The sequence below is a fragment of the Mycobacterium sp. TH-M15 genome (assembly GCF_057473705.1).
The window spans coordinates 1-3730 of the sequence record NZ_JBYCLB010000123.1 but is presented as its reverse complement, the minus strand read 5'-3'; the positions used below and the strand labels follow the sequence as shown (position 1 = coordinate 3730).

Here is a 3730-nt window from a genome sequence, read left to right as displayed (position 1 = left end):
GACGACCGGATCGAGTACGTGCGGGCGTCGGCCACCGACCTGCCGATGGCCGACGAGTCGGCCACCAAGGTGGTGGCGATGGAGTCGGCGTTTCACTTCCCGTCCCGGGTCGACTTCTTCGCCGAGGCGCTGCGGGTGCTCAAGCCGGGCGGCATGTTGGTGACCGCCGACATCGTGCCGAAGCGGACGATCGTGAACTGGCGGTTCCGCCGCACGGTCGCCAAGCTGGGCTGGCGGGGCGCCCCGGCCAAAGCCGCCCGCAAGGCCGCCGACGTTCCCAACTACCGGGAGCTGCTGCTGGAGACCGGCTTCGACACCGCCGAGGTGCGGTCGATCGCCGACGACGTCTACCCGCCGCTGGGCCGGTTCGTGCAGAAGACCATGTTCGCCAAGGAACGCAAAGGGGTGAACCCGCTGCTGCGCTGGACGGTGCGGCCGGACAACTTCTGGATTCACGGCTGGCACGTCGACTACATCCTGGCGGTGGCCACGAAGAGGGGCTAGTGCGCCGGTGAGCGATACTCCGAATCCCGAGGCCCGCTCGGCTCCCGCGCCCAGCGTGGAGGAGGCGTTCGCCCGGCTGCGGATGCCGCTGGTCGACGCGATGATGACCCAGCGGGCCATCCGCCGGGTGCGCCCCGACCCGGTGGACGACGCGGTGGTGCTCAAGTGCATCGAGCTGGCGGTGCGCGGCCCGGTCGGCGGCGGGGTGCAGAACTGGGAGTTCGTCGTCGTCAAGGACGCCGACACCAAAGCCAGACTGGCCAAGCGGTACCGGCAGGCGTGGTCGGTGTACTACCCGGTGCTGGGTCGGCGGCTGGTCAAGCGGGACCCGTCGGTCGGCAAGACGGTGCGCGCGGTGCGCTGGCAGGTCGAGCACTTCGAACAGATCCCGGTGCTGGTGGTGCCGTGCCTGAGCTACGGCCCGCGGGAGGGCAAGGTGCCGTTCGTGCCGATGCCGCACGCGGCGGCCTCCGGCTACTACGGCTCCATCTACCCGGCGGTGCAGAACCTGCTGCTGGCCGCGCGGGCGATGGGGCTGGGCGCGGGGCTGATCACCCTGCCGCTGTGGAACGTCACCTCGATCCGGCGCATCCTCAAGCTGCCGCTGACGGTGACGCCGTGCTGCATCGTGCCGATGGGCTGGCCGCGCGGGCGCTACGGGCCGACCACCCGCAAGCCGGTCGGCGAGGTGGCCCATCTGGACAGCTACGGCAACCGGACCTGGCTGGACTGACGCCGATGGGCGTCACAGCTTCTTGAGCGCCCGCAGCACCTTCAGGTGCGACCCGCCTGCCGCGACGCTGCTCCGGAGCCGTGGGCTGGAGAGGCTCAGGCTGATCACGTTCAGGTAGCGCAGGCCGTGGTCGCGCCACTCGGCAACCTGGTCGATCACCTCGTCGGGGGTGCCGCAGAAGTTGATCTCCCGCATCAGCGACGCCGGCACCTTCGCCAGGTGGTCCAGCACGGTCTGCCTGTCCATGGTCTGCGGCACCAGGTCGTGGATGCCGGAGAAGTCGGTCCCCAGCGGGTGTTCGGCGCCGTGCCGGGCCCAGGCCTCCGCGGGTGCGGCCAGCGCCCAGGTCCTCATCATCACCGAATCCAGGATCTCGTCGACGTGGTCGCGGCTGGGGCCGGTGACGACGGCGCGCTGGGCGGCCGGGATGATCGCCGACGGGTCCCGGCCGGCGTCGGACGCCGCGGACCGCACCGCGTCCAGGCCGCGGGAGTAGTCCTCGGCCCGGCTGACCACGAACGGCACCCAGGCGTCGGCGTAGCGCCCGGTGATCCGCAGCATCCTCGGCCCGTGCGCGGCAACCCAGATCTGCGGCCACGTTCCCTTGTACGGTGGCAGCGTGAAGATGGCGTTGCGCAGCGGGAAGTATTGCGAGTCACGGGAAATCAACTCGCCACCGGAATCCCACAGGGCGCGGATGGTGGCGACGGCCTCCTCGAACTTCCCCACCGGCTTGATCCACTCGACGCCGTAGGGCTCGTTGCCCTCGCGTTCGCCGACGCCGATACCGAGGATCGCCCGGCCGCGGGTGAGCAGGTGCAGGGTGGCGGCGGCCTGTGCGGTGACCGCCGGGTTACGCCGGCTGCCGTCGGTGACCCCCACCCCCAGCCGCAGTCGGCGCAGCCGGTTGCGGGCCGCCAGGTGACCCAGCATGGTCCACGGCTCCAGGATGGCGTCCACGTCCGGCAGCAGCCTGGCGGCGAAGCCGAAGAACTCCGGGGTGGCGATGGAGCGGGGCACCGGGGCGTTGAGGTGGTCGCCGACCCAGTAGGAGTCGGCGCCGGTGACCGCGGCGGTCAGGTAGCCGGCCCGCGACATCAGGTCCGGCGCGTACGCCGAGTGCACCAGCCCGTCGACGATGCCGAACCGGAACCCGCCCATCTACGGCCTGCTTTCGTGGGTGATCACCGGGGGAATGCTACGGAGCGGCCGCGCGGCGGGTGCCCGCGGCTCGGGCGCCGGTGGCCGCGGCTCGGGCGCCGCGCTCAGCCGAACAGGTTCGGAATGATCCCGGTGCTGGCGTTGCCGAACTCCTGGGCCATCCCGTCGGTCAGGTCGGCGTACCAGGGCGCGATCGTGTTGCTCAGCTCGGCCAACGGCAGCCGCACGTCGAAGACCGCGTCGTGCCAGCCGGTCAGGAAGTCGGCCAGCCCGGTGAGGCCACCCGAGCTGATGTGCAGGTCGCCACCGAGCTGCGCGGCGAGCTGCGTCGCGGTCATGTGGTCGGTGACGCCGAGCCCGGCCAGGTAGGTGTACGGGTCCAGGTAGCCGATCAGCCCGTTGATCCAGTTCACCATCCCGGCCGCCAGCCCGGCGGGCAGGTCGAGCGGGCCGATCGGTTGGCCCAGCGCGTCATGCGCGGCGTAGTAGTCGTAGAGGTCGGGGAATTCCGTGCCGGCCGGCAGATGCTTGAACATCGTCGCCAGGTCCAGCGTTACGTTGCCGCCGTGGTCCGGGCCGTTGCCGACGACCGTCTCGCCGAGGTAGGGCCCGAGCGAGAACGCCCCGCCGGGCGCCAGGGTGAACGCCCGCATCGGGTTGGCGATGCCGGTGAGTTGGTGGATCAGGCCGCCGACCCAGGCGGGCACGCTGTACATCTCGGGAGCGCCCCAGTAGACGAAGCTGCCCGGCAGCAGCGGGAAGAAGTTGTTGAACAGGTCCTCGCCGAGGTGCAGGAACGGGTCGATCAGGTTCTGCGCGGGGTTGGTGAACAACGACAGGTAGTTGTCGAACACGCTCGACAGGGTGTTGCCGGTCGCCGTCGGGTCCATCGTCAGGCTCTTGAAGAAGCTGGTGAAGATGAAGAACGGGTCGAACTGGACCTTGTCGCCCGCCCAGCTGACGTCGAAGCCCATCGGGTCGATCGGCGAGCCGGTGGGGTCGGCGGCGGTTCCTTCGCCGGGGCCGTAGTTGAGCCCGACCGTCACCCCCTTGAACATGTCGTCCAGCGGCACGTTGAACCAGCGCCCGACATAGTCGAGCACGTTCGGGCAGGAGAACGGGCAGGCTTCCGGGTTGGCGACGATCTGCTGCATGGCGGCGGCCTGCAGCTCGTCGGCGAACGGGGTGGAGAACTGCGGGATCGGCACGATCATGTTGGAGATGCCCAGCACCTGGCCGAAGTTGCCGTCGTCCCAGCCCCAGGTGTTGCCGAGGGACTCCATCCACCAGCTGCCGGTGCCGCCGAACCCGACCGGCACCCAGCTGTGGTCT

Annotated in this window: 4 protein-coding genes; 2 read left to right on the top strand and 2 right to left on the bottom strand. The window is 70.2% G+C overall.

What is annotated here, in order from left to right; translation table 11 throughout:
• A partial coding sequence (locus tag AC2VNT_RS03095) for a class I SAM-dependent methyltransferase (protein ID WP_486945461.1) occupies positions 1 to 504 on the top strand: 504 nt, incomplete at its 5' end.
• 82 nt (positions 505 to 586) lie between these two features.
• Positions 587 to 1237, top strand: coding sequence for a nitroreductase family protein (locus AC2VNT_RS03090; RefSeq protein WP_486945462.1), 651 nt, complete (start codon positions 587 to 589; stop codon positions 1235 to 1237).
• A gap of 12 nt (positions 1238 to 1249) precedes the next feature.
• Here AC2VNT_RS03090 and AC2VNT_RS03085 read toward each other — a convergent pair whose 3' ends face one another.
• Positions 1250 to 2398 (bottom strand): LLM class flavin-dependent oxidoreductase, encoded by a 1149-nt coding sequence (locus tag AC2VNT_RS03085; protein WP_486945460.1) that lies wholly within the window; start codon positions 2396 to 2398, stop codon positions 1250 to 1252.
• A 104-nt stretch (positions 2399 to 2502) separates the two neighbouring features.
• Positions 2503 to 3730, bottom strand: a 1228-nt coding sequence (locus AC2VNT_RS03080) for a hypothetical protein (protein ID WP_486945459.1), incomplete at its 5' end; no start/stop codon positions are given.

Excerpts from the sequence above, each read along its gene's own strand:
- AC2VNT_RS03085 (WP_486945460.1), bottom strand. The coding sequence starts at position 2,398 with ATGGGCGGGTTCCGGTTCGGCATCGTCGACGGGCTGGTGCACTCGGCG.
- AC2VNT_RS03090 (WP_486945462.1), top strand. The coding sequence starts at position 587 with ATGCCGCTGGTCGACGCGATGATGACCCAGCGGGCCATCCGCCGGGTG.